This is a genomic window from Dongia sp. (assembly GCF_041905885.1).
GTDB lineage: Bacteria > Pseudomonadota > Alphaproteobacteria > Dongiales > Dongiaceae > Dongia.
Map to the genome: position 1 here is coordinate 36610 of NZ_JAYRKD010000024.1, position 25852 is coordinate 62461.

31 protein-coding genes and 2 tRNA genes are annotated in these 25852 nt (G+C 65.6%); 7 read left to right on the forward strand and 26 right to left on the reverse strand.

Features of this window, described 5'->3' with window-relative positions:
• Positions 1 to 94: 94 nt before the first annotated feature.
• From leuC to ffh, 7 genes are all read right to left on the reverse strand, one after another.
• Entirely contained in the window at positions 95 to 1498 is a 1404-nt protein-coding gene (gene leuC / locus ACH2CY_RS20965) for a 3-isopropylmalate dehydratase large subunit (RefSeq protein WP_395021436.1), read from the reverse strand.
• 210 nt (positions 1499 to 1708) lie between these two features.
• Complete coding sequence (gene rplS / locus ACH2CY_RS20970; RefSeq protein WP_395021437.1) at positions 1709 to 2089, reverse strand: 50S ribosomal protein L19; 381 nt, start codon at positions 2087 to 2089, stop codon at positions 1709 to 1711.
• Between the two features lies 1 nt (position 2090).
• Positions 2091 to 2858, reverse strand: a complete 768-nt coding sequence (gene trmD, locus ACH2CY_RS20975; RefSeq protein ID WP_395021438.1) for a tRNA (guanosine(37)-N1)-methyltransferase TrmD — start codon at positions 2856 to 2858, stop codon at positions 2091 to 2093.
• The gene (gene rimM / locus ACH2CY_RS20980) at positions 2833 to 3369 is read right to left on the reverse strand and encodes a ribosome maturation factor RimM (RefSeq protein WP_395021439.1); all 537 of its coding nucleotides are present in this window, start codon (positions 3367 to 3369) and stop codon (positions 2833 to 2835) included. The genes trmD and rimM overlap by 26 nt, the downstream gene beginning before the upstream one ends.
• Before the next feature lie 36 nt (positions 3370 to 3405).
• Positions 3406 to 3771 (reverse strand): 30S ribosomal protein S16, encoded by a 366-nt coding sequence (rpsP, locus tag ACH2CY_RS20985; RefSeq protein ID WP_395021441.1) that lies wholly within the window; start codon positions 3769 to 3771, stop codon positions 3406 to 3408.
• Positions 3772 to 3804: 33 nt separating this feature from the next.
• Positions 3805 to 4215 carry a VOC family protein gene (locus ACH2CY_RS20990; protein ID WP_395021443.1) on the reverse strand — a complete coding sequence of 137 codons (411 nt, stop codon included), beginning with the start codon at positions 4213 to 4215 and terminating at the stop codon, positions 3805 to 3807.
• Positions 4212 to 5621, reverse strand: coding sequence for a signal recognition particle protein (gene ffh / locus ACH2CY_RS20995; RefSeq protein ID WP_395021445.1), 1410 nt, complete (start codon positions 5619 to 5621; stop codon positions 4212 to 4214). Before ffh ends, ACH2CY_RS20990 begins: the two co-directional genes overlap by 4 nt.
• Before the next feature lie 505 nt (positions 5622 to 6126).
• Here ffh and ACH2CY_RS21000 point away from each other — a divergent pair.
• A complete protein-coding gene (locus ACH2CY_RS21000) occupies positions 6127 to 6798 on the forward strand; it encodes a tetratricopeptide repeat protein (protein WP_395021446.1) in 672 nt (223 codons plus the stop codon).
• Between the two features lie 146 nt (positions 6799 to 6944).
• On the opposite strand, the gene ACH2CY_RS21005 is transcribed toward ACH2CY_RS21000, so the two are convergent.
• The 5 genes from ACH2CY_RS21005 to aroA form a co-directional block, all read right to left on the reverse strand.
• Positions 6945 to 7286, reverse strand: coding sequence for a lipopolysaccharide assembly LapA domain-containing protein (locus ACH2CY_RS21005; RefSeq protein ID WP_395021447.1), 342 nt, complete (start codon positions 7284 to 7286; stop codon positions 6945 to 6947).
• A 137-nt stretch (positions 7287 to 7423) separates the two neighbouring features.
• Positions 7424 to 7777 carry an integration host factor subunit beta gene (ihfB, locus tag ACH2CY_RS21010; RefSeq protein ID WP_395021520.1) on the reverse strand — a complete coding sequence of 118 codons (354 nt, stop codon included), beginning with the start codon at positions 7775 to 7777 and terminating at the stop codon, positions 7424 to 7426.
• Between the two features lie 275 nt (positions 7778 to 8052).
• Complete coding sequence (rpsA, locus tag ACH2CY_RS21015) at positions 8053 to 9783, reverse strand: 30S ribosomal protein S1 (RefSeq protein ID WP_395021449.1); 1731 nt, start codon at positions 9781 to 9783, stop codon at positions 8053 to 8055.
• Between the two features lie 101 nt (positions 9784 to 9884).
• Positions 9885 to 10514, reverse strand: a complete 630-nt coding sequence (gene cmk / locus ACH2CY_RS21020) for a (d)CMP kinase (RefSeq protein WP_395021450.1) — start codon at positions 10512 to 10514, stop codon at positions 9885 to 9887.
• Positions 10511 to 11863, reverse strand: a complete 1353-nt coding sequence (gene aroA / locus ACH2CY_RS21025; RefSeq protein WP_395021451.1) for a 3-phosphoshikimate 1-carboxyvinyltransferase — start codon at positions 11861 to 11863, stop codon at positions 10511 to 10513. Before aroA ends, cmk begins: the two co-directional genes overlap by 4 nt.
• 221 nt (positions 11864 to 12084) lie before the next feature.
• Here aroA and ACH2CY_RS21030 point away from each other — a divergent pair, with 221 nt between their 5' ends.
• The 3 genes from ACH2CY_RS21030 to ACH2CY_RS21040 all read left to right on the forward strand — a co-directional run bounded on the left by ACH2CY_RS21030 (position 12085) and on the right by ACH2CY_RS21040 (position 13583).
• On the forward strand, positions 12085 to 12411 hold the full coding sequence (locus ACH2CY_RS21030; RefSeq protein ID WP_395021453.1) for a TIGR02300 family protein: 327 nt from the start codon (positions 12085 to 12087) through the stop codon (positions 12409 to 12411).
• A 108-nt stretch (positions 12412 to 12519) separates the two neighbouring features.
• Positions 12520 to 12595 (forward strand) — tRNA-Ala (locus tag ACH2CY_RS21035).
• 181 nt (positions 12596 to 12776) lie between these two features.
• The gene (locus ACH2CY_RS21040) at positions 12777 to 13583 is read left to right on the forward strand and encodes an IclR family transcriptional regulator (RefSeq protein ID WP_395021455.1); all 807 of its coding nucleotides are present in this window, start codon (positions 12777 to 12779) and stop codon (positions 13581 to 13583) included.
• On the opposite strand, the gene ACH2CY_RS21045 is transcribed toward ACH2CY_RS21040, so the two are convergent.
• The gene (locus ACH2CY_RS21045; RefSeq protein WP_395021457.1) at positions 13584 to 14225 is read right to left on the reverse strand and encodes a PAS domain-containing protein; all 642 of its coding nucleotides are present in this window, start codon (positions 14223 to 14225) and stop codon (positions 13584 to 13586) included.
• Positions 14226 to 14755: 530 nt separating this feature from the next.
• Here ACH2CY_RS21045 and ACH2CY_RS21050 point away from each other — a divergent pair.
• Complete coding sequence (locus tag ACH2CY_RS21050; protein ID WP_395021458.1) at positions 14756 to 15247, forward strand: Hsp20 family protein; 492 nt, start codon at positions 14756 to 14758, stop codon at positions 15245 to 15247.
• 74 nt (positions 15248 to 15321) lie between these two features.
• Positions 15322 to 15537 carry a DUF1150 family protein gene (locus ACH2CY_RS21055; RefSeq protein ID WP_395021459.1) on the forward strand — a complete coding sequence of 72 codons (216 nt, stop codon included), beginning with the start codon at positions 15322 to 15324 and terminating at the stop codon, positions 15535 to 15537.
• Between the two features lie 29 nt (positions 15538 to 15566).
• Here ACH2CY_RS21055 and ACH2CY_RS21060 read toward each other — a convergent pair whose 3' ends face one another.
• The 13 genes from ACH2CY_RS21060 to ACH2CY_RS21120 all read right to left on the reverse strand — a co-directional run bounded on the left by ACH2CY_RS21060 (position 15567) and on the right by ACH2CY_RS21120 (position 24690).
• Positions 15567 to 16001 carry a DUF805 domain-containing protein gene (locus ACH2CY_RS21060; protein ID WP_395021460.1) on the reverse strand — a complete coding sequence of 145 codons (435 nt, stop codon included), beginning with the start codon at positions 15999 to 16001 and terminating at the stop codon, positions 15567 to 15569.
• Between the two features lie 88 nt (positions 16002 to 16089).
• Positions 16090 to 16302, reverse strand: coding sequence for an SHOCT domain-containing protein (locus ACH2CY_RS21065; RefSeq protein ID WP_395021461.1), 213 nt, complete (start codon positions 16300 to 16302; stop codon positions 16090 to 16092).
• Positions 16303 to 16310: 8 nt separating this feature from the next.
• Complete coding sequence (locus ACH2CY_RS21070) at positions 16311 to 16520, reverse strand: SHOCT domain-containing protein (RefSeq protein ID WP_395021463.1); 210 nt, start codon at positions 16518 to 16520, stop codon at positions 16311 to 16313.
• Between the two features lie 101 nt (positions 16521 to 16621).
• Positions 16622 to 17047 carry a DUF805 domain-containing protein gene (locus ACH2CY_RS21075; RefSeq protein WP_395021464.1) on the reverse strand — a complete coding sequence of 142 codons (426 nt, stop codon included), beginning with the start codon at positions 17045 to 17047 and terminating at the stop codon, positions 16622 to 16624.
• A gap of 82 nt (positions 17048 to 17129) precedes the next feature.
• The gene (ptsN, locus tag ACH2CY_RS21080) at positions 17130 to 17597 is read right to left on the reverse strand and encodes a PTS IIA-like nitrogen regulatory protein PtsN (protein ID WP_395021465.1); all 468 of its coding nucleotides are present in this window, start codon (positions 17595 to 17597) and stop codon (positions 17130 to 17132) included.
• Between the two features lie 76 nt (positions 17598 to 17673).
• Positions 17674 to 18303, reverse strand: a complete 630-nt coding sequence (gene hpf / locus ACH2CY_RS21085; RefSeq protein ID WP_395021466.1) for a ribosome hibernation-promoting factor, HPF/YfiA family — start codon at positions 18301 to 18303, stop codon at positions 17674 to 17676.
• 247 nt (positions 18304 to 18550) lie between these two features.
• Positions 18551 to 20089: an RNA polymerase factor sigma-54 gene (gene rpoN, locus ACH2CY_RS21090; RefSeq protein WP_395021467.1), complete on the reverse strand. Its 1539-nt coding sequence runs from the start codon at positions 20087 to 20089 to the stop codon at positions 18551 to 18553.
• Positions 20090 to 20100: 11 nt separating this feature from the next.
• Positions 20101 to 21000 (reverse strand): LPS export ABC transporter ATP-binding protein, encoded by a 900-nt coding sequence (gene lptB, locus ACH2CY_RS21095; protein WP_395021469.1) that lies wholly within the window; start codon positions 20998 to 21000, stop codon positions 20101 to 20103.
• Entirely contained in the window at positions 20997 to 21881 is an 885-nt protein-coding gene (locus ACH2CY_RS21100; RefSeq protein ID WP_395021471.1) for an LptA/OstA family protein, read from the reverse strand. Before ACH2CY_RS21100 ends, lptB begins: the two co-directional genes overlap by 4 nt.
• On the reverse strand, positions 21878 to 22630 hold the full coding sequence (gene lptC / locus ACH2CY_RS21105) for an LPS export ABC transporter periplasmic protein LptC (protein WP_395021473.1): 753 nt from the start codon (positions 22628 to 22630) through the stop codon (positions 21878 to 21880). The genes ACH2CY_RS21100 and lptC overlap by 4 nt, the downstream gene beginning before the upstream one ends.
• Before the next feature lie 4 nt (positions 22631 to 22634).
• A complete protein-coding gene (locus tag ACH2CY_RS21110; protein WP_395021475.1) occupies positions 22635 to 23660 on the reverse strand; it encodes an SIS domain-containing protein in 1026 nt (341 codons plus the stop codon).
• 247 nt (positions 23661 to 23907) lie between these two features.
• Positions 23908 to 24531, reverse strand: coding sequence for a ribonuclease D (locus ACH2CY_RS21115; protein WP_395021476.1), 624 nt, complete (start codon positions 24529 to 24531; stop codon positions 23908 to 23910).
• A 72-nt stretch (positions 24532 to 24603) separates the two neighbouring features.
• A tRNA-Leu gene (locus ACH2CY_RS21120) sits at positions 24604 to 24690 on the reverse strand.
• A gap of 206 nt (positions 24691 to 24896) precedes the next feature.
• On the opposite strand from ACH2CY_RS21120, the gene ACH2CY_RS21125 reads away from it, so the two are divergent.
• A complete protein-coding gene (locus ACH2CY_RS21125; protein ID WP_395021477.1) occupies positions 24897 to 25850 on the forward strand; it encodes a complex I NDUFA9 subunit family protein in 954 nt (317 codons plus the stop codon).
• Positions 25851 to 25852 lie beyond the last annotated feature (2 nt).

Sequence of the window (25852 nt, forward strand, 5' to 3'; positions counted from 1 at the left end):
CCCTAGCTAATTGATTCGCAAGTCCCGCGGCAAGCAAGCTGACGGCCGGCACAGTGAGAAACGCGTGTAACGATTCAGAAGAAGCTCTGACTCGTCACTTCCCCAACTGTCGCACGTCGGCGAGCTTGCCGGTGATGGCGGCTGCCGCGGCCATCGCGGGGCTGAGCAAGTGCGTGCGGCCGCCGCGGCCCTGGCGGCCTTCGAAATTGCGGTTGGAGGTCGAGGCGCAGCGCTCGCCGGGCTTCAGTTTGTCCGGGTTCATCGCCAGGCACATCGAGCAGCCGGGCTCGCGCCATTCGAAGCCGGCTTCGATGAAGATCTTGTCCAGGCCCTCGGCTTCCGCCTGCTGCTTCACCAGACCGGAACCCGGCACGACCATCGCGTTGACGTTGGACGCCACCTTCTTGCCCTCAGCGATCTTCGCGACTTCGCGCAGGTCCTCGATGCGGCCGTTGGTGCAGGAGCCGATGAAGACGCGGTCGATCGCGACATCGGTCAGCTTGGTGCCGGGCTTCAGGCCCATATAGTCGAGCGCGCGCTCCATGGCGCGGCGCTTGTTCTCGTCGGCGACGTCGCCCGGGTTCGGCACCTTGCCGGTGATCGGCAGCACGTCCTCGGGGCTGGTGCCCCAGGTCACCTGCGGCGCGATGTCGGCCGTGTTGAGCTTGATCTCGGTGTCGTATTTGGCGCCGGGATCGCTCGGCAGGGTCTTCCAGTAGGAGACCGCCTGCTCATAGGCGCCGGCTTTCGGGGCCATCGGGCGGCCCTTCAGGTAATCGAAGGTGACCTGGTCGGGGGCGATCAGGCCGGCGCGGGCGCCGCCTTCGATCGACATGTTGCAGACCGTCATGCGGCCTTCCATCGAGAGGCCGCGGATCGCGTCGCCGGCATATTCGATGACATAGCCGGTGCCGCCCGCGGTGCCGATCTTGCCGATGATGGCGAGCACGATGTCCTTGGCGGTGCAGCCGAGCCCCAGGCTGCCGTTCACCTGGATCAGCATGTTCTTGGCCGGGCGCTGGATCAGCGTCTGGGTCGCCAGCACATGCTCGACTTCCGAGGTGCCGATGCCGAAAGCCAATGCGCCGAAGGCGCCGTGGGTGGCGGTGTGGCTGTCGCCGCAGACGATGGTCATGCCCGGCTGGGTCAGGCCCTGCTCCGGGCCGATGATGTGGACGATGCCCTGGCGGATGTCGTCCATCGAGAAATAGGGCACGCCGAAGTCGCGGCAGTTCTGCTCCAGGGTCTCGACCTGGATCCGGCTCTCTTCCTCGGTGATGCCCTTGGAGCGGTCGGTGGTGGGCACATTATGGTCCGCCACGGCGAGCGTCGCATGCGGCCGGTGCACCTTGCGGCCGGCGTTGCGCAGCCCTTCGAAGGCCTGGGGACTGGTCACCTCATGGACGAGGTGGCGGTCGATGTAGATCAGGCACGTGCCGTCGTCCTGACGGTGCACCAGATGGTTTTCCCAGATCTTGTCGAAGAGCGTTTTCGGCATGGCAGGTTCTGTGTCCGGTTGAGATCTAGTGATTCGTCCCCCACCCCTACCCTCCCCCTGAAGGGGGAGGGGGTAAGCGAGAGCGCCCTCTTCTCCCTCCCCCTTCAGGGGGAGGGTCAGGGTGGGGGTCCGTATCGCTCGCGCCAGTATTTAGCGCCGGCGCGGAGAATCAAACTTCGCTCACGGCAGTGCTGCCATGAGCGGGACGCGTTACTCGGAGGTCGCCTGGGTGTTGTCCACGCGCTCGGAGATGCGGGCGGCCTTGCCGCGGCGGCCGCGCAGGTAATAGAGCTTCGCGCGGCGGACGTCGCCGGCGCGCACCACCTCGACCGAGGTCAGGCGCGGCGAGTAGAGCGGGAAAATACGCTCGACGCCTTCGCCGTAGGAGATCTTCCGCACGGTGAAGCTGGAGTTCAAGCCGGCATTCTTGCGGGCGATGCAGACGCCCTCGAAGGCCTGCACGCGCTCGCGGTCGCCTTCGACGACCTTCACGTTGACCTTCAGGGTGTCGCCGGGACGGAAGTCCGGCAGCTTCGCGGTTTCCTTCAGCTTGGCGACCTGCGCCTCTTCAATCTTCGTCAGGGTGCTCATTTCAGTCTTCCTTTCGTCTCGTATTCTTGTGTTTCAGAGCCCGGGGGCTCGTTTTCTCGTAAGCGGCCCAAAGATCGGGCCGCCGCAATTTCGTCACTGCTTCGGCCTCGGCGTGACGCCAGGCCCGTATCTTCTCGTGGTGGCCGGAGAGCAGCACCTCCGGCACCATCCGGCCCTTCCATTCCGCGGGCCTTGTGTAATGCGGGTACTCCAGCAGCCCCCGCTCGAAACTCTCCTCCTCCAGCGTCTCCTCGGCGCCCATGACACCGGGCAGCAGTCGGACGCAGGCATCGATCATCGCCAGAGCCGCCGGCTCGCCGCCCGAAAGGACGATGTCGCCGAGGCTGATCTCCAGGAGCCCGCGGGCCTCAATCACCCGCTCGTCGAGCCCCTCGTAGCGGCCGCAGACCAGAACCATTCCCGGTCCCGCGGCCCAGTCCCGCACCAGCGCCTGCTCGACCCGCTGGCCGCGTGGCGTGAGGTAGATGGCCGGACCCAACCCGTCCTGCGTCGCCGCTTCCAGCGCCGCATCGACCACATCGGGCCGCATCACCATCCCCGCCCCGCCGCCGAACGGCGTGTCATCGACGGTCTTGTGCTTGTCGGTGGCGAAGCTCCGGATGTCCGAAGTCTCCAGCCGCCACAAACCCTTTTCCAAGGCCTTGCCCGCGAGGCTCTGCCCCAGCGGGCCCGGAAACATCTCCGGGAAAAGGGTCAGCACGCGCGCCGTCCAGGGCTTGCGCTCAGTCACCTCCCTCTTCCTCCGCATCGCGGGCCGGAGTGAAGAAGAAGTCTTCAGGCAGATCGACGACGATCTTTGACGCCGCGAGATCCACGACCGGCACGAAGCGATCGGCGAAGGGCAATTCGAAATCGCCGTCCGGACCGCCCGCGATCGCGATGATGTCGCCGGCGCCGTAATCGGCGAGATCGACGACCTTGCCCAAGTTCTTGCCGTTGCGATCCTCGACCCGAAGGCCGATCAGATCGGTGGCATAGAACTCGTCTTGGTCCTCGATCGCCGGCAGAGCGTCGCGCGGCGCATAGAGCCTCTTGCCCTTCAGCGCCTCGGCGGCATTGCGGTCGACGATGCCATCGATCCGCGCGATCACGATCGTGTCCTTGGCCGCCTTCTGCGTCAGCTTCAGATCGAAGCGGCGGCCGTCGTCGTCGTAGAGCGGACCATAGGTGGCGATCGCCAGGGGATCGGCGGTGAAGGACTTCACCTTCACCTCGCCCCTGACGCCATGCACACCGGCGATCGCGCCCAACAGGATCATCTGCTTCTTATCCTTCACCACTCGGGATGAAAGAGCTTAGGCGGCCGGGGTTTCGGCGGCTTTCGCAGCCGCGTCGGCCTGGGCCTTGGCGCGCTCCTGAGCCTTCGCCTTCGGCTTATCCTGCTTGGTCTGCTCGTGGCGCTTCGGCGCTTCCATCAGGCCGGCCTTGTGGAAGAAGTGCTGCACGCGCTCCGACGGGGTCGCGCCCTTGGAGATCCAATACTTGGCGCGCTCGGTGTCGAGCACGATGCGCAGCGGGTCTTCCTTGGTCAGCATCGGGTTGTAGGAACCGATGCGCTCGACGAACTTGCCATCACGGGCGAAGCGGCTCTCGGCCACGACGATCCGGTAGAACGGGCGCTTCTTGGCGCCACCGCGGGCCAGACGAATCTTCAACGACATGGTTTTGGTCTCTCCTTTGAAGTCAAACTGGAATCATTCGGGATGGTGACTGCAGGCCTCGATCTTGTTGCCATCGGGATCGATGACGAAGGCACCGTAGTAATTCTGGTGATACTGCGGACGCAGGCCCGGCTTGCCGTTGTCCTTGCCGCCGGCCTTGATGGCGGCGGCGTAGAAGGCGTCGATATCGGCGCGGCGCTTGGCGGCGAAGCAGATATGCGCGCCGCCCTCGGCATTGGCACCGGCATCGACCCGCTTCTCAGGCAGGCCGATCCAGAAGCGCGGATGGTCGCTGCCGATCTCGCCGTAGCCATGGGTGACGACGCCGACGCCCGGCACATCGACGGTGAAGATGCAGGCACAGCCGATGGTCGCCAGCACGTCGTCGTAGAAACGCTTGGCGCGCGCGAGATCGGAAACGCCGACCGAGAGATGATCGATCATCGCATCCCACCCATGCCGCCGCCGCCACCCATTCCACCGGGGCCCCCCATGCCACCCTTCATCAGGGCGCCGAGGCCGTGGCGCATCAGGCCCTTCTGGCCGAGCTTGGAGACCTGCTTCAGCATGCGCTGCATCTCCTGGTGCTGCTTCAGGAGCTTGTTCACTTCCTGCACGCTGGTGCCGGAACCGGCGGCGACGCGGTTCTTGCGCGAGGCCTTGATGAGATCCGGGTTGCGGCGCTCCTTCGGCGTCATCGATGAGATGATGGCGAGCGAGCGCTTCACATGCTTCTCGTCGACCTTGCCTTCGAGCTGCTTCTGCATCTTGCCGATGCCGGGCAGCATGCCCATGACGCCGGCGAGGCCGCCCATCTTCTGCAGCTGCTTCAACTGCGAGGCCATGTCGTCGAGATCGAACTGGCCCTTCTGCATCTTCTTGGCGAGACGCTCGGCCTCCTCGGCCTCGGTCGTTTCGATCGCCTTCTCGACCAGGCTGACGATGTCGCCCATGCCGAGGATGCGGCCGGCCAGGCGGTCGGCGTGGAAATCCTCGATCGCGTCCAGCTTTTCGCCGGTGCCGAGCAGCTTGATCGGCGCGCCGGAAATCTGGCGCATCGAGAGTGCCGCACCACCGCGGGCGTCGCCGTCGATGCGCGTCAGCACGATGCCGGTGACGCCGACCTTCTCGCGGAAGGACTTGGCGACGGTGACCGCGTCCTGGCCGGTCATCGCATCGGCGACCAGCAGGCTCTCATGCGGATGGACGGCGTCGCTGACCGCCTTCACTTCGGCCATCAGCTCTTCGTCGATGGCGAGGCGGCCGGCGGTGTCGAGGATGACGACGTCGAAGCCCTCGAGGCGGCCCATCTGCATCGCGCGCTTGGCGATGGCGACCGGCGGCTCGCCGGGAACGATCGGAAGCGTCTTCACCATGGTCTGCTCGCCGAGCACGGCGAGCTGCTGCTGGGCGGCCGGACGGCGCACGTCGAGCGACGCCATCAGGACTTTCTTGTTCTGCTTCTCGGTGAGGCGCTTGGCGATCTTCGCGGTGGTCGTGGTCTTGCCCGAGCCCTGCAGGCCCAGCATCAGGATCGGCACCGGCGACGGGGCGTTGAGCGAGATGCCGGGTTCCTGGCTCTCGCCGGCGGAGAGGGTGCGCGCGAGCTCGTCATGGACGAGCTTCACCACCATCTGGCCCGGCGTGACCGACTTGATGACTTTCTCGCCGACCGCACCGACACGGACGCGCTCGATGAAGTCCTTCACCACCGGCAGCGCCACGTCGGCTTCGAGCAAGGCGACGCGGACTTCGCGCAGGGCCTCGTCGACATCAGCTTCCGACAGCGCACCGCGCCGGGTCAGCTTGTCGAAGACACCACTCAGACGTTCGGAAAGCTTCTCGAACATGCGCCCTTTAAAGTCCCTGGGATTCCAAATGCCCAAAACATGAATGCGCCCGCGCACGAAACTCGTGGACGGACGGAGCCCCTCGGGGCCAGCGGCCTAACAATTCCTGGGTTAAGCGGGGCGGAAACTAGGGGTTCGGCCGGCGTAAGTCAACCGCGGCCGATGCGACGAAAAGGCGTTGCAGCGCAGGTGGTTACATCGAAACGCCGGATCCGCGATCGTACCGGCCGCGGCCGCGCCAAAAAAGCCCGAAAAGCCGGGCAAAAGCGTCGTCTGCAATTTGCAAAACCCCGAGTCACCGCCCGGATAGGCTCACACCGCGGACCGCCGAAGGGCGCGAATTGTCGCAGCACGAGTTAACTAACCCCTTATGGCGCAGCGGTTTTCCGAATCTTAACCCGAAAAAGGTTGCATGGCCGCCGAACACGCGGCGATGATGCTTCCGGATACGAATCCCAGGGGAGCTGGCGCGGCGCGAAGACCGACCCAGCGGGAGACGGAAAGAATGAGATCATGGAAGTTCGGCGCCCTCGTCGGGGCCGCCCTCGGCCTCCAGGCCGGGATGGCTTGCGCTGAAGATTTGCGCGACGAGCCGCTGGCCGAGATCCAGCAGCTGGCCGATGCCGGCCGGGCCGACGCGCAGCGCGAGCTCGGCATCCGCTACGGCCAGGGCACCGGCCTGGAGCAGGATTACCGCAACGCGCGCTCCTGGGCGAGCAAGGCCGCGAGCCAGGGCGATCCCTGGGCGATGCGCATCATGGGGCTGATCTATCTCGAGGGGCTCGGCGTCGATGCCGACAAGTGGCGCGCGGTCGACTACTTCAAGCGTTCGGCCGATGCCGGCGACTTGTACGCGCAGTACAACCTCGCGGTCATCTATTACGAAGGCACGCTGACCAAGCAGAGCTACGACAAGGCGATCACCTGGTACAAGCGCGCCGCCGACCAGGGCAACACCATGGCCCAGCACAATCTCGGCCTGATGTTCGCCAACGGCATCGGCACCGCGACCGACCGGGTCGAAGCCTATAAGTGGTTCATGCTCTCAGGGAGCGGCGATGCGATCGCCGCCACCACCGAGATGCAGGCGATCGCGCCGCGCATGACCAAGACCGAGATCGCCTCGGCTCAGGAACGCGCCGAGCTCTGGCGCGCCAATATGGAATGGGTGCCGTAAGGCGCTCTCTTCGTCCCGCGGCTTCCTCTATCCGTCATCTCGGCACGAGGTGCCGGGATCCACGCCTTGGCGACTGAAGAAAGAAAGGCGTGGATCCCGTGACCAAGTCACGGGATGACGACTTAGTTCGTCAGCAACAATGAGTTCTAAGCCGCCGGCAATCTGGTCTGCGTGGTGGCCAGCGCGGTGCCGGTGGCACGCTGCGGCGGCGGAGCGCGGCGGAGCGTGTGCAGCTCCATCTTCGCTTCGTCGAGGTCGCGCTTCACTGCGCGCAGCTGGCGGCGCTGCCTTGCGCCGGTGAACCACATCACCAGCACGCCGAAGCAGAAGCCGAACAGGATCAGCAGCAGCGTCAGCAGGAAGACCGGCACCGCGAAATCCCAGGGCAAGGGCCAGAGATTGAGCGCCACCTCCTGGCGGTTCATCACCGCGAAGGCGGTGACGATGGCGATGATCGGAAGCGTCACGATCCAGGCGAAACGGCGCATGTCGATTCCTGCCCGATTGAACCCCGGTTGATTCCTATCCACGCGGTCTAAATGCGGCGTGCCGGGATGGCAAGCTTAACCATGCCGCAGGCAGGCTGACGCATTCTACAGGAGAGGCCTGTCTAAGCTGGCGGACGTTATTCGCCGGAAACCGGCGGCTTGCTGGCGGCCGGCGCGGATTCCGGGGCTTTCGCCGGCGTGGCGGACTCGATCTTCGAGTTGAGCCGGTCGCGTAACTCTTTGCCTGTCTTGAAGAAAGGAACCACCTTCTGGTCGACCGCGACGGTCTCGCCGGTGCGGGGATTGCGGCCCTTGCGGGCGTCGCGCTGCTTCACCGAGAAGGCACCGAAGCCGCGCAGTTCGACCCGATCGCGCTTTGCCAAGGCGTTGGTGATCTCTTCGAAGATCGTGGTGACGATCCGCTCGACATCGCGATGATAAAGATGCGGATTAAGCTCCCCGATCCGCAGAATAAGTTCGGATTTCGTCATCCCTGTCCCCGCACGCCCGCCGCGTGGGGCAAAAAACTTGCCCGCGACCGGCCTTCCCCTGGTCACCCCGGGGGGCCGACCCCAGGAGTTTCAAAAGCGTGCCAAGGGAATCGAGCGCCGTCAAGGATAAGTCGCTCATTTTAATACGTTTTTTGGGCCCTAACCCGATTCACCCCGGATTCCGGCACAAAAAAGGGCCGGAAGGTTGCCCTTCCGGCCCAAACAGGCACTATTTTGTAATTTTGTTGCTGACCGAGAGGCTTATGCCGCCGGCCTTACTCTTCGTCCTTGCCGCCCTTCTTGGCCTTGTTGAGGGCCGCGCCGAGGATGTCGCCCAGGCTGGCGCCGGAATCCGACGAGCCGAACTCCGCCATCGCCTGCTTGTCCTCTTCGACCTCGCGGGCCTTGATCGAGAGCGAGACCTTGCGGGTCTTGGCATCGATCTGGGTGATCTTGGCATCGACCTTCTCACCGACGGCGAAACGGTCCGGACGCTGCTCGCTGCGCTCGCGGCTCAGGTCGTTCTTCTTGATGAAGCCGGTGACGCCGTCGCCGACCGAGACCTCGATGCCGCCTTCGTTGATGCTGGTCACGGTGCAAGTCACCACCGAGCCCTTCTTCAGCGCGGTCGAGGCTTCAGCGAAATTGTCCTTCTTCAGCTGCTTGATGCCGAGGCTGATGCGCTCCTTCTCGATATCGACGTCGAGGAGCTTCACCTTCACCATGTCGCCCTTCTTGTAGTCCTGCACCGCTTCCTCGCCCGGGCGCTCCCAGTCGAGGTCGGAGAGATGGACCATACCGTCGATCTCCGGGGTGAGGCCGACGAACAGGCCGAACTCGGTGATGTTCTTCACCTCGCCCTCGAGCTCGGCGCCGACCGGGTTCTTCTCGAGGAAGCCCGACCACGGATTCTCCATGCACTGCTTCAGGCCGAGCGAAATGCGGCGCTTCACCGGATCGACGTCCAGCACCATCACTTCCACTTCCTGCGAGGTGGAGACGATCTTGCCCGGATGGACGTTCTTCTTGGTCCAGCTCATTTCCGAGACGTGGACGAGACCCTCGATGCCCGGCTCCAGCTCCACGAAGGCGCCGTAGTCGGTGATGTTGGTGACGCGGCCCTTGAAGCGGCTGCCCACCGGATACTTCGCCTGCACGCCCTCCCAGGGATCCGCCTCGAGCTGCTTCATGCCGAGCGAGATACGCTGGGTTTCCGGGTTGAAGCGCACGACCTGGACGTTGACGGTCTGGCCGATGTGCAGCGCTTCCGACGGGTGGTTGATGCGGCGCCACGCGATGTCGGTGACGTGCAGCAGGCCATCGACGCCGCCCAAGTCAACGAAGGCGCCGTAATCGGTGATGTTCTTCACCACGCCCTGCAGGACCTGGCCTTCCTTGAGGTTCGCAACCAGCTCGTTGCGGGCCTCGGCGCGGCTCTCCTCGAGCACGGCACGGCGGGAGACCACGATGTTGCCGCGGGCGCGGTCCATCTTCAGGATCTGGAACGGCTGCGGGGTGCCCATCAGCGGGCCGACGTCGCGCACCGGACGGATGTCGACCTGCGAGCCGGGCAGGAAGGCCACGGCGCCGTTGAGGTCGACCGTGAAGCCGCCCTTCACGCGGCCGAAGATCACGCCGTTGACGCGCTGGTTGTCCTTGAACTGCTTCTCGAGCTGGGTCCAGGCTTCCTCGCGGCGCGCCTTGTCGCGCGACAGCACGGCTTCGCCGTTCTTGTCTTCCATGCGCTCGAGATAGACTTCGACGACGTCGCCGGCCTTCAGCTCGGCCTTCTGGCCGGGCAGCGCGAATTCCTTCAGCGCGACGCGGCCTTCGGACTTCAGGCCGACATCGACCAGGGCGAACTCGCCGTCGATCGAGACGACGGTGCCGGAGAGGACGCTGCCTTCGAGGCCTTGGGCGGCGCCCAAGGTTTCTTCGAGGAGTGCCGCGAAGCTGTCGCTCTGGGCGCGCTCCTTGGTGACGCGGGCGGCTGCGGATTTAGCCATGTGGTTCAAGTTCCTTTCGAAAACTATTCAGGCCGACCGGTTGTGTCCGGTGGTCTTGAATGGTGGGTGCACGACGTGCGGGATTGCACGCCGGTGCGGGTTCAGATTTTCTGCGCGATGTAATCTTGGGCGAGGCTGAAGACCTGATCGGCATCCAGTGCCGAAGTGTCGATGATCAGGGCGTCTTCCGCCGGCCGCATGGGAGCTGTCGAACGGGCCGTATCCCGGGCGTCCCGCTCCCGCATATCCTCCAAAACTCGCGCGTATATAGCGGCCTCGCCCTTCTCTTGCAACTCCTTGAATCGGCGCATCGCCCGGGCTTCGTCGGAGGCGGTGATGAAGAGCTTAACCATGGCGTCGGGGAGCACCACGGTGCCGATATCCCGGCCGTCCAGGACCGCCCCCTGCTTGCCCCCGGGGGGCCGCTTGGCGAAGTCCCGCTGCCAGTCCAGCAGGGCGGCCCGCACCGCGGGGATGGCCGCCACCTTGGAGGCCAGCCGCCCGGTCGCCTCGGCCCGGAGCTCCGGGTCGGTCAGCAGCTCGGGGCGGAGTTTCTGCGCCACCACCACCGCATCCGTCTCGGGCAAGTTGTCGCGCAGCAGGGTCAGGGCGGTGCCGCGGTAGAGCGAACCGGAATCGAGATAGGCGAGGTTATGGGCGGCCGCCAGGCGCCGGGCCAAGGTGCCCTTGCCGGCCGCGGCGGGACCGTCGATGGCGATGGTCAGGATCATCGATTCCGGAGCCGGATGCCGGTGCCGATGCCGTTCATGAGATCGACGAAGGTCGGAAAGCTGGTGTCGATCGGGGAGCCGTCATCGATGCTGACCGGCCGCTTGGCGGCCAGGCCCAGGACCAGGAAGGACATCGCCGGGCGATGGTCGAGGTTGACCGCGATTTCGGCCCCGCCCGCCGGCGGCTTGCCGTTGCCCTTCACGCTGAGCCAGTCGGGACCCTCGGAGACGTCGACACCGCAGGCCTTCAAGCCCCGCGCCATCGCGCCGAGGCGGTCGCTTTCCTTTACCCGGAGCTCGCCCAGGCCCAGCATCCGGGTTTCACCCTCTGCATAGGCGGCTATGACGGAGAGGATCGGGTATTCGTCGATCATCGAGGGTGCGCGTTCCGGCGGGACGGTGACGCCTTTCAAGCTGCCGTGCTTCACGCGCAAGTCGCCGACCCGGTCGCCACCTTCGACGCGCTCGTTCTCGACGGTGATATCGGCGCCCATTTCCAGCAGGGTCTCGATGAGGCCGATGCGGTGCGGGTTGAGGCAGACATTCTCGATGGTGAGCTCGGAGCCCGGCACCACCAGCGCCGCGGCGATCGGAAACGCCGCCGAGGAAGGATCGCCGGGCACCACGATCTTGCGACCGGTGATCTCCGGCTGGCCGGTGAGCGAGACGGCGCGGCCTTCCTTGGTCTGCTCGACGGACAATTGCGCGCCGAAGCCCTTCAGCATGAGCTCGGTGTGATCGCGGGTCGGCTCGGGCTCGATCACCGTGGTGACGCCGGGCGTGTTTAGGCCGGCGAGCAGGATCGCCGACTTCACCTGGGCGGAAGCCACCGGCAGCTTGTAGGTAATCGGCAGCGGATCCTTGGTGCCGATGACGGCGAGCGGCGGGCGCCCCCCGGACCGCGCCACGATCTGGGTGCCCATCAGCTTCAGGGGATCCGAGACCCGCGCCATCGGGCGCGAGCGCAAGGACGCATCGCCGGTGAAGAAGGTCACCATCGGGTATGCAGCCACCAGGCCCATCAAAAGGCGCGTGCCGGTGCCGGCATTGCCGAGATCCAGCACCTCGGCTGCCTCGCGAAGGCCGCCGATGCCGCGGCCGCGGGCGCGCCAGACCCCGTCCGGCCCCCGCTCGGCTTCGCCGCCGAGCAGGCGCATCGCCGCCGCGGTGCGCAGCACGTCCTCGCCTTCCAGGAGGCCGTGGATCTCGGTCTCGCCCAGGGCCAGCGCGCCCAGCATCAGCGAACGATGGGAGATCGACTTGTCGCCGGGCACCCGGATCCGGCCCTTCAGGCCTTTGGAAGCGGTGCCGGACTGGAGCGGCCGGGGCAGCGAATGGGTCTTGCTCATGGGCTCTTATGTCAGGTGCGGCCTGGAAGGCGCGCCTCTCTAGCACAAAGGCCGGGCGGGATGGAAATTCCGAACCGCGACAACCGGCGGCATTTTGCCGGTTTTTCGCTCTTGATCCCGTGTTGACAGCGCCAGTGTCACATGGCAAACGGCACCCCGACCCGCGGGGGTGCGGCGCTTCGGAAACCGGCCTCCCCGAAATCGAATATGGAGAGGCCGAAGTGACCAAACCGGAATGGGGCACGAAGCGCACCTGCCAGAGCTGCGGCGCCCACTTCTACGATCTCCGGAAAGACCCGATCGTCTGCCCGAAATGCGGCGCCACCTATGATCCGGAGGCGATCCTGAAGAGCCGCCGCCGCGCGCCCGAGAAGGTCGTGCCGGTGAAGCCGGTGAAGGAGCCGGAACTCCCCGATCCCGAGACGGATGTCGAGACCGAGGACGCGGCCGAGGAATCCGACGACGTGATCGAGGATACCTCCGAGCTCGGCGAGGACGACGAGGACATTCCGGAGACGATCGAGCCGGAGGAGGAAGGGGAGCGCTGAGCGCTGCCCGGTCGCCTACTGATTTCGCTTGAAATACCGGCGGGTCGCTTCTAGCTTCCAGCCGCTTTTAGCCCCCGGGTTCCCAGACAGCCCGCGGGTATCGAGTTCGGGCCCATAGCTCAGCTGGGAGAGCGCCACAATGGCATTGTGGAGGTCAGCGGTTCGATCCCGCTTGGGTCCACCAGACGAAACCCCCGCCCGCAGGCGACTGCGGCGGGGGTTTTTCTTTGCCCGCGGCCTCCCACTTCCCTGGGGTTCAGGCTGCGGGACGATCCACACGGCCACACACGAGTTTGTGGAGGTTAACAACGTAAATTCAGCGAATTTTAGGAATTCGCTGCTACAAAGGTTCCATGTCACGAGAGATGGAACCCAACGACCCGTTGGCCGAACCCCTGGCCGATGCGATGGAACGCGGCGGCAAAGGCCGGCGCTCGGTCGTATTTCGCGTGCTGGACCTGATCCAGCTTGTCGCGGCCTCGCCGCAACCCATGACCCTGGCCGAGATCGGCACGCAGCTGAAGCTGCCCAAGCCGACCGTGCACCGGCTCTGCGTCCGGCTCGAGGAATCGAAGTACCTGACGCGCGAGCCCGGGCGCTATCGCTATCGGGTGGGACCGGCGACCGAACGCCTGGCCTTCAACGCGATCCGCCGCGGCTCGGCCAGCGTGCAATGGCGCGCCATCCTCGAGAAGCTGGTCGATGAGATCCGCGAGACTTGCAACTTCACGGCGCTCGCCGGCAACGAGGTGGTCTATGTCGAGCGCGTGGAATCGCGCTGGCCGTTACGCATTCATCTCGAGACCGGCTCGCGCGTGCCGATTCACTGCACCGCAAGCGGCAAGCTGTTCCTGGCGATGATGGAGCCGGAGCGCCGCCGGCGCCTGCTGGACACGCTCAACCTCGCGGCGCTGACCGAGAAGACGATCACCTCGCGCAGCAAGCTCGAGACCGAGCTCGCCGAGATCGCCAGCCGCGGCTACGGCACCGACGACGAAGAATTCATCCTCGGCCTGGTCGCGATCGCCGTGCCGGTCACCGATCCGAAGGGCCGCCTGATCGGCGCCGTGGCCTGCCATGCGGCAAAGGCGCGGCTCGACCTGACGCAGGCACTGCAGCACCTGCCGCGGCTGCGCGGCGCCGCGCTGGATATCGGCCGCACCCTGGATTGATTACGAACGACTCGCGCTGAGACGCGCTTCCTCGAAGCAGTCGCGCAGGTCCTGCGCGGCGTCGGCGTAGCTTTCGACCGTTAGTAGGCGGTTGATGGTCGCGCCATCCTCCGAGAGCGGCAGGATGATCCGCAGAAAGGCGCTGCGCCGGGTCTCGCATTCGATCAGCAGCCGGTGTGCCATCGGCGCGCGGCCGGAAAGCGCATCGCAATAGAGGCGATGAATGAGCGCGCCGTAGGCAGGCGGCTCGAGGTCCAGCGCACGCTTGTTGGTGAGCTCGGCGCCGTGGATCTTGAACAGGCCGGTGCCGGCGAGACGGAAGCGGAAATCGACCGGATCGAGGCTGACATCGACCAGCATCACCCGCGGCAGCAGCGGCGCGATCTCGACCGGATCGATGTCGGCCCGGCTCGGCGCCAGGCGTCCGGCACGCTTGCGGAACCAGTAATCCAGCGCGAATTTGAGATCGGCATCGAGATCCGGGTCGTCGAGCCGCAGCTGCATCGCGTCCAGCTGAGGCGCCGCAGCCCGTCGGCCGCGGCCGAAATGCCCGTCGAGGCGGATCGCGCCGGGCTGGCCCGGCTTCGCCGCCTCGGGCTTGCCGGCTTCAACCTGCGCCGCGCCTGCCGATGTCGCCCCCATCGCGCTTCCTTGCTGGAGCCCCTCCCCGCCTTTTGGCTTCGCCCTGGGGGCCTCGTCTGGACTTTGCGGGGCGCAACCTTACACGCGGCAATGGCATTGTCTACCCTGGAGGACGGCCTCGCGGCACCCCAAGAAGCCGCCAAACCTGCGGCGAAACTCAGTCGCATATTGTATCCCGGCACAACTTTGGAATGAGCTTCTTAGCCGTTCCGCGGCAGCGGACCGGGCTTGCTCGCCAAGCTCCGGCGACAACAGGCTTTTTTCAACAAAAGGACGATTGTCTGCTGTGGATAGGCCTGTGGAAAGAGTGTGAATTAACCCAGCGGCCGTTGGGGCGCTGCGCGGGGCGATCCCCGCCGCCGCCACCGGGCATTCCGGGGGAACAGGGAGCCGCTTGAAAAGTTAATTTCTCGGACCATTTACTGTTCATGGCGCCGGGCCCGGGGACACCCCGGGCGGGGCCACCGCGATGGGCCGGGAACGGGCATCGCGGCATTGCTCTAAAGGCTCGCTCGCATGGAGGGGCAGGAATGTCGAGACTATCGCTCTTCAACAGCCCGCTGCTCTTGGGCTTCGATCATTTCGAACGCACGCTGGACCGGATCTCGAAGACCGGTTCCGAGGGCTACCCGCCTTACAACATCGAGCAGATCAGCGACGAGGCCCTGCGCATCACGCTGGCCGTCGCCGGTTTCGCCATCGAGGACCTCGAGATCCAGATCGAGGACAACCAGCTCGTCGTGCGCGGCCGCCAGAAAGACGATGCGGATCGGATCTACCTGCACCGCGGGATCGCGGCGCGGCAGTTCCAGCGCAGCTTCGTGCTCGCCGAAGGGATCGAAGTGACCGGCGCCAGCCTTGATAATGGCCTGCTTTCGATCGAGCTCGCGCGGCCCAAGGTGGAACCCCAGGTCCGCACCGTGCCGATCAAGAAGGCAGCACAGCGGACGAGTGACCGGGTCGGTGGAAATCCGGGGGCCGGGCCCACGGAGATCGCGGTCACCGGCAGCGCCAAGAGCTGATCGCGGACCACGCATTCGAATTCGAGAAGAACGATAGGGGTCGCTCCCTTGGGCGCATCCCAGGAGAAACAGCCATGGTATCGCTTGAACAGATCCGCAAGATCACGACCGAAGACCTGCTCTCGCTGGGCGTGAAGGACGTCGCCTATCTCAAGGACGTCGAGGTCGATGGCAGCACCGCCGTCGGCATCTTCGCCGCCAACGGCCAGCAGCTCGCGCTTCTTCCCGACCGCAACGCGGCGATCGCCGCCGCCGTCGAGAACGGCCTCGCCCCGGTCACCCTGCACTAGCGCTCAATTGCTTTGCACGGGTATCCGCATCATGGCGGATACCCGTATTTGTTCGGCCCATCGCTGCCCCGTGCCAGGATCAGATAGAGCGTCGCGATCAGCGACACGATTCCCGTGGTCTGCGAGTAGCCGATGCTCCACTGCCCGCTGGAGCTGCCGGACCAGTGGATCGAAAAGCCGCCCATGAGCAGGCCCGGCAACAGGAACATCCAGAGATAGTGCCAGCCGGGTTTGTCGAGGTCGTGCAGCCGTTTCACGACCAGCGCGAAGAATGCCCACATCCAGAACGCCCCGATCGCAACGACCGCGATCACCGCCGCCCCGCTCGGGTGGCGCGCGTTGTTGACGGCCGGGATCGCGAGCAGCGAGACGACCGGGATGATGATGATCCAAAGCACCAGCGAATAGAGAAAGAACCGCCAGCGGCGGATCCGGCCGCTGAGAGCGAAATAGCCTTCCAGCATGATCTGTCCGCCGCGCCCCCTGTCCCGCGAAAAGCGGGGAGCCGGAGCCTAGCAGAAACGCGCGCGGTGGTAGAGCGGCAGCCGCCTCTCAATGGGCGTCTTGCAGCTTCTCCATCTCTTCTTCGTATTCGTCCTGGCTGATGATGCCGGCATCGAGCGCCCGCTTCAGATCCGCGGCGGACTGTTCGGGCGGAACCATGCGGTTGTGGACGGTCTGGCTGGAGCCGCAGGAGGCGAGCAGCAAGGCGGCCGCGAGCAGCGCGGTTGCCGCCATCAGTTTAGAAGCGGGGGATTTCTTCATCGCCGGCCTCAGTCCTCGTCGAGGATTTTTTCGCGCTGCTTCTCGTATTCGCGCTCGCTGATGGCGCCCGCGTCATAGGCCTTCTTCAGGTCGATCAGGGCCTGGCCCTTGCTGACCGTGGTGTTGTTGACGGTCGAATCGGCACCGCCGCCGCCGCAGCCCGACAGCAACAAGGCGCTGCTCAACGCCATAGCCATGATCAAAGCCCGAACCAGCATTCCTGCCCCCTCGCGTTTGCGGGAATTCAACCCGTGCAAATCTACGCCCGCGGCCTGGGCGGCACAGATGGACCATGGTCCAAGGGGGTGGGCGGGCGGACCTATTCGCGCTCGCCGTAGTCGTTGGGGCCGTCGGTCCCCGGCCAGAGCAGCAAAAACAGGCCGACGCTGAGCGAGATCACGCCGCCGATGATGATCAGGGTCAGGCCGGGGACCTTCATGGTCTCCTGCATCGCCGCGCCAAGGCCGTTGCAGATCGCGGGCACGACGATCATCCAGGCGTAATGCCAGGCGGAGAGATTGATGTCATGCAGCCGTTTCGCGGCCAGGCAAAATCCGCCCCAGATTGCCATCGCGACCAGGATGAGAACGATCGCAATGGTCACCCCCTGCGCATTCGTCGCATTGCGCAACGGCAGGAGCAGGATCAAGCCGAGCACCACCAGCACGATGCCCAGCAGCACCGAATAGCCGAAATAGCTCAGCCGCCCCATGCGGCTGCCCCACGAGAACAACGCGAACAGCATCCACGCCCCCAAAGCTTTCCCAGGGGGCCAATCTATCAAAGATTGCAGGCGCGATACAGCGGGGCTGCGCGATCTCCGCCGCTCAAGCCGCGTGGCTGTGGGCGCGGTCGGTGAGGAGCGCGTAGATCGCTTCCGCCTGGTCGGCGCCGCGGAGCTTCTCGCAGATGGGGCGGTCCCGGAGCAGCCGGGAGACCCGGGCCAGGGCCTTCAGGTGGTCGGCGCCGGCGCCTTCCGGCGCCAGCAGCAGGAAGATCAGGTCGACCGGCTGCTCGTCTATCGCCTCGAAGTCGACGGCGTGGTCGAGCCTGGCGAACAGGCCGAACATCTGCTTCACGTCGGCGAGCTTGCCGTGCGGGATCGCGATCCCGTTTCCGACGCCCGTGGTGCCGAGCCGCTCGCGCTCCAGCAGCACGTCGAAGATCTGGCGCTCATGGACGCCCGTGATCTCGCCGGCGCGGCGCGCCAGGTCCTGCAGCGCCTGCTTCTTGCTCGAGACCTTGAGGCGCGGCATGACTTGCGCCGGTGACGACAGTAGATCCTCGATCTCCATGATCCCTCGTGCTCCGTTCGGCTGGCGCCGATCCCATGACTGTGTCGGATCGGCGTGGCGGGAGGTTCGTCGCGATCTAGCGTCGCGCCGGCGATCCGGCCCTGCGGGGCTCCGCAACATCCGGCTTCGACGCCGGATCAACCCAACCGATATTGCCGTCGTTGCGGCGGTAAACCATGTTCAGCCCCCCATGCGCGCGATTGTGGAACAGCATCGCCTGTGTCTCGGCGAGGTCAAGGCGCATGACCGCCTCGCCGACGGTGAGAGTGGGAATGTCCGCTTCGAGCTCGGCGACGATCAGCGCCGCGTGGCCGTTGGCGTGGTCGGCGCCGCCGCTGTCCTCGGTCGTTTCTTCGCCCATGTCCGGCGCCAGCACGAAGGACCGCGCCGCATACGAATCCGTCTCGGCGCGGTGGTGATCGCGCAGGCGCCGCTTATGCCGGCGCAGGCGCTTGGAGATGGTCTCCGCGGCGATGTCGAAGGCGGCATAGGCGTCGCCGCCGTCGTCTTCCGCCTGCATGAGAATGCCGCGGCCGACATGCACCGAGATCGCGCAATGGAATCGGTAGCCCTGCTTGGAGAAGGTCACGGTCGCTTCGATCGGGTTCGAGAAGAACTTCTCGAACATCCGGTCCAGGGCTTCGGCGACGTAGGTCCGCAACGCTTCACCAACGTCGATGCCTTTGCCGTTGACGGTCAGGTTCATCGCTTCTCGTCCGCTTGCCAATGATGGGGAAACAGGGGCGCCTCCAGGGTGGGCGCCGAACAAGTCCACGGCAGCACCGTTTCCGCGTGCCGCGTCTCCATTCCAACTGGGCACATTGCAGTCAAGGCTCGAACGCGCCCCCGCAAAACGGCCGGGACCATAGGAACCGTTCCCGGCGAAGTCAATACCGCCCCAGTCTCTTCAGGGGATCCCCGGAAGGATGCCCCTGGAAAGCATGTGGCGATGATCAGGCCGAACGCAAGGCTTTCTCGCGCCGGCGTTGGACCGACGAAGGTATTTTCAACGATTCTCGATACTTAGCGACGGTCCGCCGGGCGATATCCACGCCTTGGCCCTGCAGGATGGAGACCAGCTTGTCGTCGGAGAGGATGTCGTTGGCCGGCTCCGAATCGATCAGATCCTTGATCCTCGACCGGACGGCCTCGGCGGAATGGCTGTCCGCCCCGTTGGCGCCCTGGATCGCGGCGCTGAAGAAATAGCGCAGCTCAAAGAGGCCTCGGGGGGTCGCCATGTATTTGTTGGTGGTGACCCGGCTGACGGTGCTCTCGTGCATGCCGATCGCCTCGGCGATGTCGCGGCGAATGAGCGGCTTCAAGTGCTGCACGCCGTGCAGCAGGAACATCTCCTGCTGGCGGATGATTTCGGAAGCGACCTTCATGATCGTGGTCGCGCGCTGATGCAGGGTCTTCACCAGCCAGTTCGCGGCGGCCAGGCGGTCGCTGATGTATTCCTTCTCGGCCTTGCTCGAGGCCTTGGACGAGACCAGCGTGTGGTACTGCTGGTTGACCAGCAGGCGCGGCAGGGTGTCGGTGTTGAGTTCCACCGACCAGGAGCCGTCGGGCCGCCGGTTGACCAGGATGTCGGGAATGACGGTCTCGACCTCCTCGGTCTCGAAGGAGAGGCCCGGTTTCGGATTGAGCGCGCGGATCTCGGTCACCATGTCGGCGAGATCTTCCGCGTCCACGCCGCAGAGCTTCATCAGCTGGTTGCGGTCGTGCTTGGCGAGCAAGCCGAGATTGGCGAGCATGGTTTGCATGGCCGGATCCAGCCGGTCGCGTTCCTTCAGCTGCAGCCCCAGGCATTCGGCGAGATCGCGGGCGAACACGCCGCAGGGCTCGAATTGCTGCAGCTTGGCCAAGGCGGAATCGACCAGCGCCTGCGGGCAGCCGAGCCGCTCGGCGAGATGGACGAGATCGCCGCTGACATAGCCGGCGGGATCGAGCATGTCGATGATCTGCAGGCCGATGATGCGCTCGGTCGGATCGGTGATGTCGAGGTGGAGCTGCGCTTCCAGATGCTCGCGCAGGGTCTCGGGGCGCTGCGCGGTCTGCTCGATGCCGTATTCGCCGTCGCCGAAATCGCTGCGCCCGCCGGTGCCGCGCCAGGCGCCGTCATAGAGATCGCCGCCGGCCGGGGCTTCGGCCGCGGCGCTGGAATAGGTGTTGTCGTAATCGGTGTCGAGCGGTGAATCTTTTTCGTCGGGCATCGACTCCCGCGCGTTGTACTCGGCGGTGTCGAGCATGCGGTCGGATGTCTCGGCAGAAGATTCCGCGTTGTCGGAAAAATCTTCCGCTCGCTCGGCAGAATTTTCTCCACTGCGGTCATCGTCGCCCCGATCGAGCAAGGGATTCTGCTCGAGCTCGGTTTCGACATAAGCGACGAGATCCTGGTTCGACAATTCCAGCAGCTTGATTGCCTGCTGGAGCTGCGGCGTCATCACCAGGGTTTGTGCCTGCCGGAGATCTATCCTCTGCGTAACGGCCATAGGGCACGGTACTACAGGGAGAATCTTTCTCCAAGGTAAACGCGACGGACCTGCGGGTCGCGGACGATCTCCCGGGGCGTGCCCTCGCGAAGGACATGGCCCTCGTGGAGAATGTAGGCGCGATCGACAATCTCCAGCGTATCGCGCACGTTGTGGTCGGTTATCAGCACGCCGATGCCGCGGTCCTTGAGGTGCGTGACGATGTCGCGCACGTCCCCGACCGCGATCGGATCGATGCCGGCCAAGGGCTCATCCAGCAGAACGTAATTCGGCCGCATGGCAACGCAGCGCGCAATTTCCACGCGCCGGCGCTCGCCGCCGGACAGCGCCATCGCCGGGGTGCGGCGCAAATGCTCGATCGAGAACTCGGCCAGCAGGCGATCGACCAGCGGCTTGCGCTTGCTGCGATCCCGCTCGGTCACCTCGAGCACGGTCATGATATTGTCTTCGACCGACATGCCGCGGAACACCGATGCTTCCTGCGGCAGGTAGCCGATGCCGCCGCGGGCGCGCTGATACATCGGGAGATCGGTGACCTCCTCGCCGTCGAGATAGATGGCACCGGCGTCGGCCTTGATCAAGCCGGTGATGACGTAAAAGCAGGTGGTCTTGCCGGCGCCGTTCGGGCCGAGCAAGCCGACCACCTCGCCGCGCTGCACGCCGATCGAGACGTCGCGCACCACCGGGCGGCCCTTGTACTGCTTGCCGATATGATAGGCGACCAGGCCTTCGACGCCGCGCGGGTCGACGGTGACGCCGTTCACATGGATCAGCGGATGACCGTCGGCCGCCTTGGTGAAGGGCACCGGATCCGGCGCGTTGCCGTTGAGGCTCACGCCGCCGCCGCTTGGCTTCACTTCCACCGAGGCGCTCTCGTCGACTTCAGGCTCCGGGGCATGCGCTGGATTCATTGCACCGACGCCGTGCTGTCGAGTGCCAGCGTGTCGTTGCCGGAAGACGCCGGCGCTTCCGAGCCCTGATTGGAGTTCTGCTTCGGCTGGATCGTGGTGCGTACGCGCTGACCTTCGCCCGGCAGCAGGCGGCTGATCCCCTTCGCCATGTCGATCTCGGCGCGGGCGCCGCGGAACACGTTCTTGTTCTGGGTCAGCACCACGTTGCCGGTCAGCACCGCGATCCTGGTCGCCGGATCGTAGACCGCGCGCTGGCAGGTCGCGATCTCCTTGCCGGTATCGATCTTGACGTTGCCCTCGGCCTTCACCTGGAAGACCTCGCGCTTGCCCTCGGCGTTCTTGCGGAAATAGCTGGTCACCTGGTCGCCGTCGATCTTGGTGCCGTCGCTCTTCAGGATGACGACGTCGCCCTTGGCGACCAGCGCGTCCTGGTCCTGCCAGTATTCGAGCGAATCCCGCGCGGTCACGGTCTCGTCGGCGTTGACGATCTTCAGCCCCGAACCCGTCATCACCAGCAGGCGCTTCACCTGGTCGTATTCCGCGCGGTCTCCGTAGGCCGTCTGCGACGGGCTTATGATCCGCACCGTGCCCTCGGCGGTGACGTGATCGATCTGGTTGCCGCCGCCGCCGTAGGTCGCGATCAGCTTGTCGGCGTGGAGCTCCGACGTACCCTGGACTGCGACCGCGTTGCCGCTCGCGGTATAGGTCTGGGCCTCGCGGTTCCATTCGATGCCGTTGTCGGCGCTGATCTCGATCGGCTGCCCGCCGCCGAAATCGAAGCCGGAAGATTGCTCCTGGGCGTGGGCGCCGAGCGGCGCCGCAAGTGTGAGCAGCGCGGCCAGCGCGGCCAGATGGAACGGGACCCGGCGGAACGGCATCATGATCCGCCTCCGGACTTCTTCGGGTAGAGCTTCAGGTAGGAGCGGCCGGTGAACAGGATGGTCTTGCCGTCGTCCTTGATCTCGAAGCCCTGGGCCGCCAGCTGGCCGTCGGCATTCTGCCCCTCGACCGGCTGGTTGCCGCTGGCCCAGTCGTTCTTCAGATCGACCGTGGCCGCATCGGTCTCGAAGGAGAGGCCGGTGTCGTGGAACAAGGTCACGTTGCCGGAGAGATCCACGGTGCCCTGGTCGCGGTGGAAGACGCCGTGATCCGCCTTCAGCGCCACCCAGGCGCCGTCGCTCATGGTCATGTCGGCCGTCAACGTCTGCAGGTTGACCACGTTGTCGGACTCGTCCGCCGCCGCGACTGGCGCCGGCTGGGGCGCCGGCGCAGCTTCGCCCTCGCCGTCGGCATCGGCCGTATTGGCGGGGGCCGGCGCGGGCTCGACCTTCTGCGGCTGCGAGGCGGATTCCGCGGTGATCGAATAGGGCCGATTGCTGGCATCGACGCCGTTATATTGGACCTGCTTCACCGTCACGTCGCTCTGCGATGGCGTGCTGGCCTTCGGACCCACCATGTCGATCGGCGTGATGACCTTCACCTGGCGCTGGTAGATGACGATGTAGGCGACGCAGCCGACCGCGATCAGCGGCAGCAGAATCTTCAGTGCCGTGATCAGGCCCTTGTTGCGCTTGCGCTTGAAGACGCGGCGCGGCGCCACCAGCTCCGGCATGTCGGAACGATCTGTCATCGCCTCAGGCCACCCCCGCTTTCAGACAGTCGTGCAGGCGGACGATGCCGGTTGGCTTCATCCCGTCGCAGACGAACAGGCTGGTGATCGAACGCTCGTTCATCACGCGAACCGCCTCGGCGGCGAGCGCGTTGGCACGGATGGTGAGCGGACCCTTGGTCATCACGTCGCCGACCCGCTCGCGCAGGAGATCCGGTCCCATGTGGCGGCGCAAGTCGCCGTCGGTCACGATCCCGACCAAATCCCCGCCGGCGTTGACGACGCCGACGCAGCCGAAGGTCTTCGCGGTCATGATCAGCAGGGCGTGCGACATCACGTCGTCGGTGCCGATCAGCGGCACCTCGTCGCCGACATGCATCAGGTTGCCGACCCGGATCAGGATCTGCCCGAGCTTGCCGCCCGGATGCAGCTCATGGAAGTCCTCGGCGGAAAGGCCCTTCCGCTCGTAGAGGCCGACCGCCAATGCGTCACCGAGCGCCAGCATCATCGTCGTCGAGGTCGTGGGGGCCAGCCCCATTGCACCCGCTTCCGGGGTCTTGGGCAAGGCAAGGGTCACGTCGGCGGCGTTGCCCAGCGCGCTTTCCGCTTTCATCGTGATGCCGATCACAGGGATGTTCCAGCGCCGGGCAAATCCGAGGATGTCGGAGAGCTCCGCGGTCTCGCCGGAATTGCTCAGCGCCAGCACCGCGTCCTTCGACGTCACCATGCCGAGGTCGCCGTGGCTCGCCTCGGCGGGATGCACGAACTGGGCTGGCGTGCCGGTCGAGGCCAGGGTCGCCGCGATCTTGCGCGCGATATGCCCGGACTTGCCCATGCCGGTGACGATGACCCGGCCGGTGACCGCCGCGAGGATGTCGAGCGCCTTCAGCAGCGCGCCGTCGAGGCTGTCGGCGAGGCGGCGCAGCGCGTCCGCCTCCTGAACCAGCACCCGCTTCGCCGCGGCGAGATCGTCGCGCCCGGCCGTGCTCAGCGGGGCCTCCGGCGCTCTCGATGCTTCGGCGCTTGCGGCGGCGTTCGGCACTTTGTTCATTCCAATCGATTCCTAACCCTTGCCCCCAAGGTCTCCCCCTGGCCCAAGGGTCTCCCCCGGGCAGCAATTTTCTCAGATATCCCTCGAAAACAGAAGGGATTTCCCAGCTTCGTCCCGGCCTTTGCCTGCCCCCTTACCGGAGCGTGACAGCGGGCTCAACCTGTGGCCCGGGCAGGTTAATTACGGTTGAGCTCGCCAAGACCGGCGGACCCGCCGGGGCGCGCCAGGACCGGCGGACCGGGCGGGCTCAGTGCGCGAAGATGTCCGGCTCTTCCCAGCCGAGCAGGTCGAGCTCACCCCGAGTCGGCAGGAACTCGAAGCAGGCGGCGGCGAGCGCGGTACGGCCCTCGCGCGCCAGCAGCGGGTCGAGCTTCGCCTTCAGCTTGTGGAGGTGAAGCACGTCCGAGGCGGCGTAGCGCAACTGGTCCTCGGAGAGATCGGGGCTGCCCCAGTCCGAGGATTGCTGCTGCTTGGAAAGCTCGACGTCGAGCAGCTCCTTGCACAGATCCTTCAACCCGTGCCGGTCGGTGTAGCTCCGCGTCATCTTCGAGGCGATCTTGGTGCAATAGACCGGCGCCACGCGCACGCCGAGATAGGCCTTCAAGGCCGCGACGTCGAAGCGGGCGAAATGGAAGATCTTCAGCACATTCGGGTCTTCCAGCATCGCCACCAGCCGCGGCGCGTGATGGAACTTGCCCGGCTCGGTCTTCGGGATCTGCACCAGATGGCTGACGCCGTCGCCCGACGACATCTGCACGAGACAGAGCCGATCCCGGACCGGGTTCAAGCCCATGGTCTCGGTGTCGATCGCGACCGAGCGGCCGAGATCGAGCCCGTCGGGCAGATCGCCTTTGTAGAGATGGATGCTCATTGCGTTACCCCGAAGATTCCGCCCCTTCCCCGATTCGGCGCGGGATCAGTCCGGTATAAATCATCGGAGCGATGGTGCCCAGGAGAGGACTCGAACCTCCACGACCTTGCGGCCACTGGCACCTGAAGCCAGCGCGTCTACCAATTCCGCCACCTGGGCACAGGCCGTTCGGTCGCCCGGAGCGCCCGGGCGTTTTGGCCGGCGCATTCTGTCCAGAAACGTCCTGAAGTCAATCACTAATGAGCGCTCTTGAAGCGGTGGATTTTTCGCCGCACGGCCACCCATTTCCGGCCTGCCGGAGCGTTTACAAACCGGGACCTTTGGCACATATCTAGCCCTTATTCGGCAAAGGGATGGGGGCGAAGATGCGCGGCGAACTGGTGACGGTGTTCGGCGGCTCCGGCTTCATCGGCCGCTATGTGGTGCGGCGCCTGGCCCGAGAGGGCTGGCTGGTGCGCGTGGCAGTGCGCCGCCCGGACCAGGCGCTGTTCTGCAAGACCGCCGGCCATGTCGGCCAGGTGATCCCGGTCGCGGTCAATGTGCGCGACCCGGCCTCGGTGCGCGCGGCGGTCGCAGGTGCTTCCGCCGTGGTCAATCTGGTCGGCATCCTGTTCCAGGCCGGGCCGCAGCGCTTCGACGCGGTGCATGCGCAAGGCGCGGCGAACATCGCCGCCGCAGCCGCGGCGGCCGGGGTGCGGGCGCTGGCCCAGGTCTCGGCGATCGGCGCCGATGCGCAGTCGCCCGCGGCCTATGCGCGCTCCAAGGCCGCCGGCGAAGCCGCGGTCGCCAAGGCGTTTCCCGGCGCCACCATCCTGCGGCCGAGCATCGTGTTCGGGCCGGAGGACGACTTCTTCAACCGTTTCGCCAAGATGGCGCTGCTCTCGCCCGCCCTGCCGTTGATCGGCGGCGGCACGACGCGGTTCCAGCCGGTCTATGTGCTGGATGTCGCCGAGGCGATCGCGCGCGCGATCGAACATCCGGAAGCCCATGCCGGCAAGACCTATGAGCTCGGCGGCCCGCGGATCTACAGCTTCCGCGAATTGCTGACCCTGATGCTCGCCGAGATCGGCCGCAAGCGTTGCCTCTGCTCTGTGCCCTTTGCGATTGCCGCGCTGAAGGGTGCGTTCTTCCAGTCGATCCCCTTCATCAAGCCGCCGCTCACCGCCGACCAGGTGAAGCTGCTGAAGCGCGACAATGTGGTGGGGCCGCAGGCCGCGGGACTGGCGGCGCTCGGCATCACGCCGAGCGCGCTGGAACCGATCCTGCCGACTTATCTCGATCGCTACCGGCCGCAGGGTTTCTACAGCAAGGTCGGTTAGCC

Excerpts from the sequence above, each read along its gene's own strand:
- ptsN (WP_395021465.1), bottom strand. The coding sequence starts at position 17,597 with ATGGAGATCGAGGATCTACTGTCGTCACCGGCGCAAGTCATGCCGCGC.
- leuC (WP_395021436.1), bottom strand. The coding sequence starts at position 1,498 with ATGCCGAAAACGCTCTTCGACAAGATCTGGGAAAACCATCTGGTGCAC.
- ACH2CY_RS21040 (WP_395021455.1), top strand. The coding sequence starts at position 12,777 with ATGGAACCCAACGACCCGTTGGCCGAACCCCTGGCCGATGCGATGGAA.
- ACH2CY_RS21110 (WP_395021475.1), bottom strand. The coding sequence starts at position 23,660 with ATGAACAAAGTGCCGAACGCCGCCGCAAGCGCCGAAGCATCGAGAGCG.
- ACH2CY_RS21055 (WP_395021459.1), top strand. The coding sequence starts at position 15,322 with ATGGTATCGCTTGAACAGATCCGCAAGATCACGACCGAAGACCTGCTC.
- aroA (WP_395021451.1), bottom strand. The coding sequence starts at position 11,863 with ATGAGCAAGACCCATTCGCTGCCCCGGCCGCTCCAGTCCGGCACCGCT.
- lptB (WP_395021469.1), bottom strand. The coding sequence starts at position 21,000 with ATGAATCCAGCGCATGCCCCGGAGCCTGAAGTCGACGAGAGCGCCTCG.
- hpf (WP_395021466.1), bottom strand. The coding sequence starts at position 18,303 with ATGAACCTGACCGTCAACGGCAAAGGCATCGACGTTGGTGAAGCGTTG.
- ACH2CY_RS21115 (WP_395021476.1), bottom strand. The coding sequence starts at position 24,531 with ATGAGCATCCATCTCTACAAAGGCGATCTGCCCGACGGGCTCGATCTC.
- rimM (WP_395021439.1), bottom strand. The coding sequence starts at position 3,369 with ATGATCCTGTTGGGCGCGATCGCCGGTGTGCATGGCGTCAGGGGCGAG.
- ffh (WP_395021445.1), bottom strand. The coding sequence starts at position 5,621 with ATGTTCGAGAAGCTTTCCGAACGTCTGAGTGGTGTCTTCGACAAGCTG.
- trmD (WP_395021438.1), bottom strand. The coding sequence starts at position 2,858 with ATGCGGAGGAAGAGGGAGGTGACTGAGCGCAAGCCCTGGACGGCGCGC.
- rpoN (WP_395021467.1), bottom strand. The coding sequence starts at position 20,089 with ATGGCCGTTACGCAGAGGATAGATCTCCGGCAGGCACAAACCCTGGTG.
- rpsP (WP_395021441.1), bottom strand. The coding sequence starts at position 3,771 with ATGTCGTTGAAGATTCGTCTGGCCCGCGGTGGCGCCAAGAAGCGCCCG.
- ACH2CY_RS21100 (WP_395021471.1), bottom strand. The coding sequence starts at position 21,881 with ATGATGCCGTTCCGCCGGGTCCCGTTCCATCTGGCCGCGCTGGCCGCG.
- lptC (WP_395021473.1), bottom strand. The coding sequence starts at position 22,630 with ATGACAGATCGTTCCGACATGCCGGAGCTGGTGGCGCCGCGCCGCGTC.
- ACH2CY_RS21065 (WP_395021461.1), bottom strand. The coding sequence starts at position 16,302 with ATGAAGAAATCCCCCGCTTCTAAACTGATGGCGGCAACCGCGCTGCTC.
- ACH2CY_RS21075 (WP_395021464.1), bottom strand. The coding sequence starts at position 17,047 with ATGCTGTTCGCGTTGTTCTCGTGGGGCAGCCGCATGGGGCGGCTGAGC.
- rpsA (WP_395021449.1), bottom strand. The coding sequence starts at position 9,783 with ATGGCTAAATCCGCAGCCGCCCGCGTCACCAAGGAGCGCGCCCAGAGC.
- rplS (WP_395021437.1), bottom strand. The coding sequence starts at position 2,089 with ATGAGCACCCTGACGAAGATTGAAGAGGCGCAGGTCGCCAAGCTGAAG.
- ihfB (WP_395021520.1), bottom strand. The coding sequence starts at position 7,777 with ATGACGAAATCCGAACTTATTCTGCGGATCGGGGAGCTTAATCCGCAT.
- ACH2CY_RS20990 (WP_395021443.1), bottom strand. The coding sequence starts at position 4,215 with ATGATCGATCATCTCTCGGTCGGCGTTTCCGATCTCGCGCGCGCCAAG.
- ACH2CY_RS21005 (WP_395021447.1), bottom strand. The coding sequence starts at position 7,286 with ATGCGCCGTTTCGCCTGGATCGTGACGCTTCCGATCATCGCCATCGTC.
- ACH2CY_RS21070 (WP_395021463.1), bottom strand. The coding sequence starts at position 16,520 with ATGCTGGTTCGGGCTTTGATCATGGCTATGGCGTTGAGCAGCGCCTTG.
- cmk (WP_395021450.1), bottom strand. The coding sequence starts at position 10,514 with ATGATCCTGACCATCGCCATCGACGGTCCCGCCGCGGCCGGCAAGGGC.
- ACH2CY_RS21000 (WP_395021446.1), top strand. The coding sequence starts at position 6,127 with ATGAGATCATGGAAGTTCGGCGCCCTCGTCGGGGCCGCCCTCGGCCTC.
- ACH2CY_RS21060 (WP_395021460.1), bottom strand. The coding sequence starts at position 16,001 with ATGCTGGAAGGCTATTTCGCTCTCAGCGGCCGGATCCGCCGCTGGCGG.
- ACH2CY_RS21125 (WP_395021477.1), top strand. The coding sequence starts at position 24,897 with ATGCGCGGCGAACTGGTGACGGTGTTCGGCGGCTCCGGCTTCATCGGC.
- ACH2CY_RS21050 (WP_395021458.1), top strand. The coding sequence starts at position 14,756 with ATGTCGAGACTATCGCTCTTCAACAGCCCGCTGCTCTTGGGCTTCGAT.
- ACH2CY_RS21045 (WP_395021457.1), bottom strand. The coding sequence starts at position 14,225 with ATGGGGGCGACATCGGCAGGCGCGGCGCAGGTTGAAGCCGGCAAGCCC.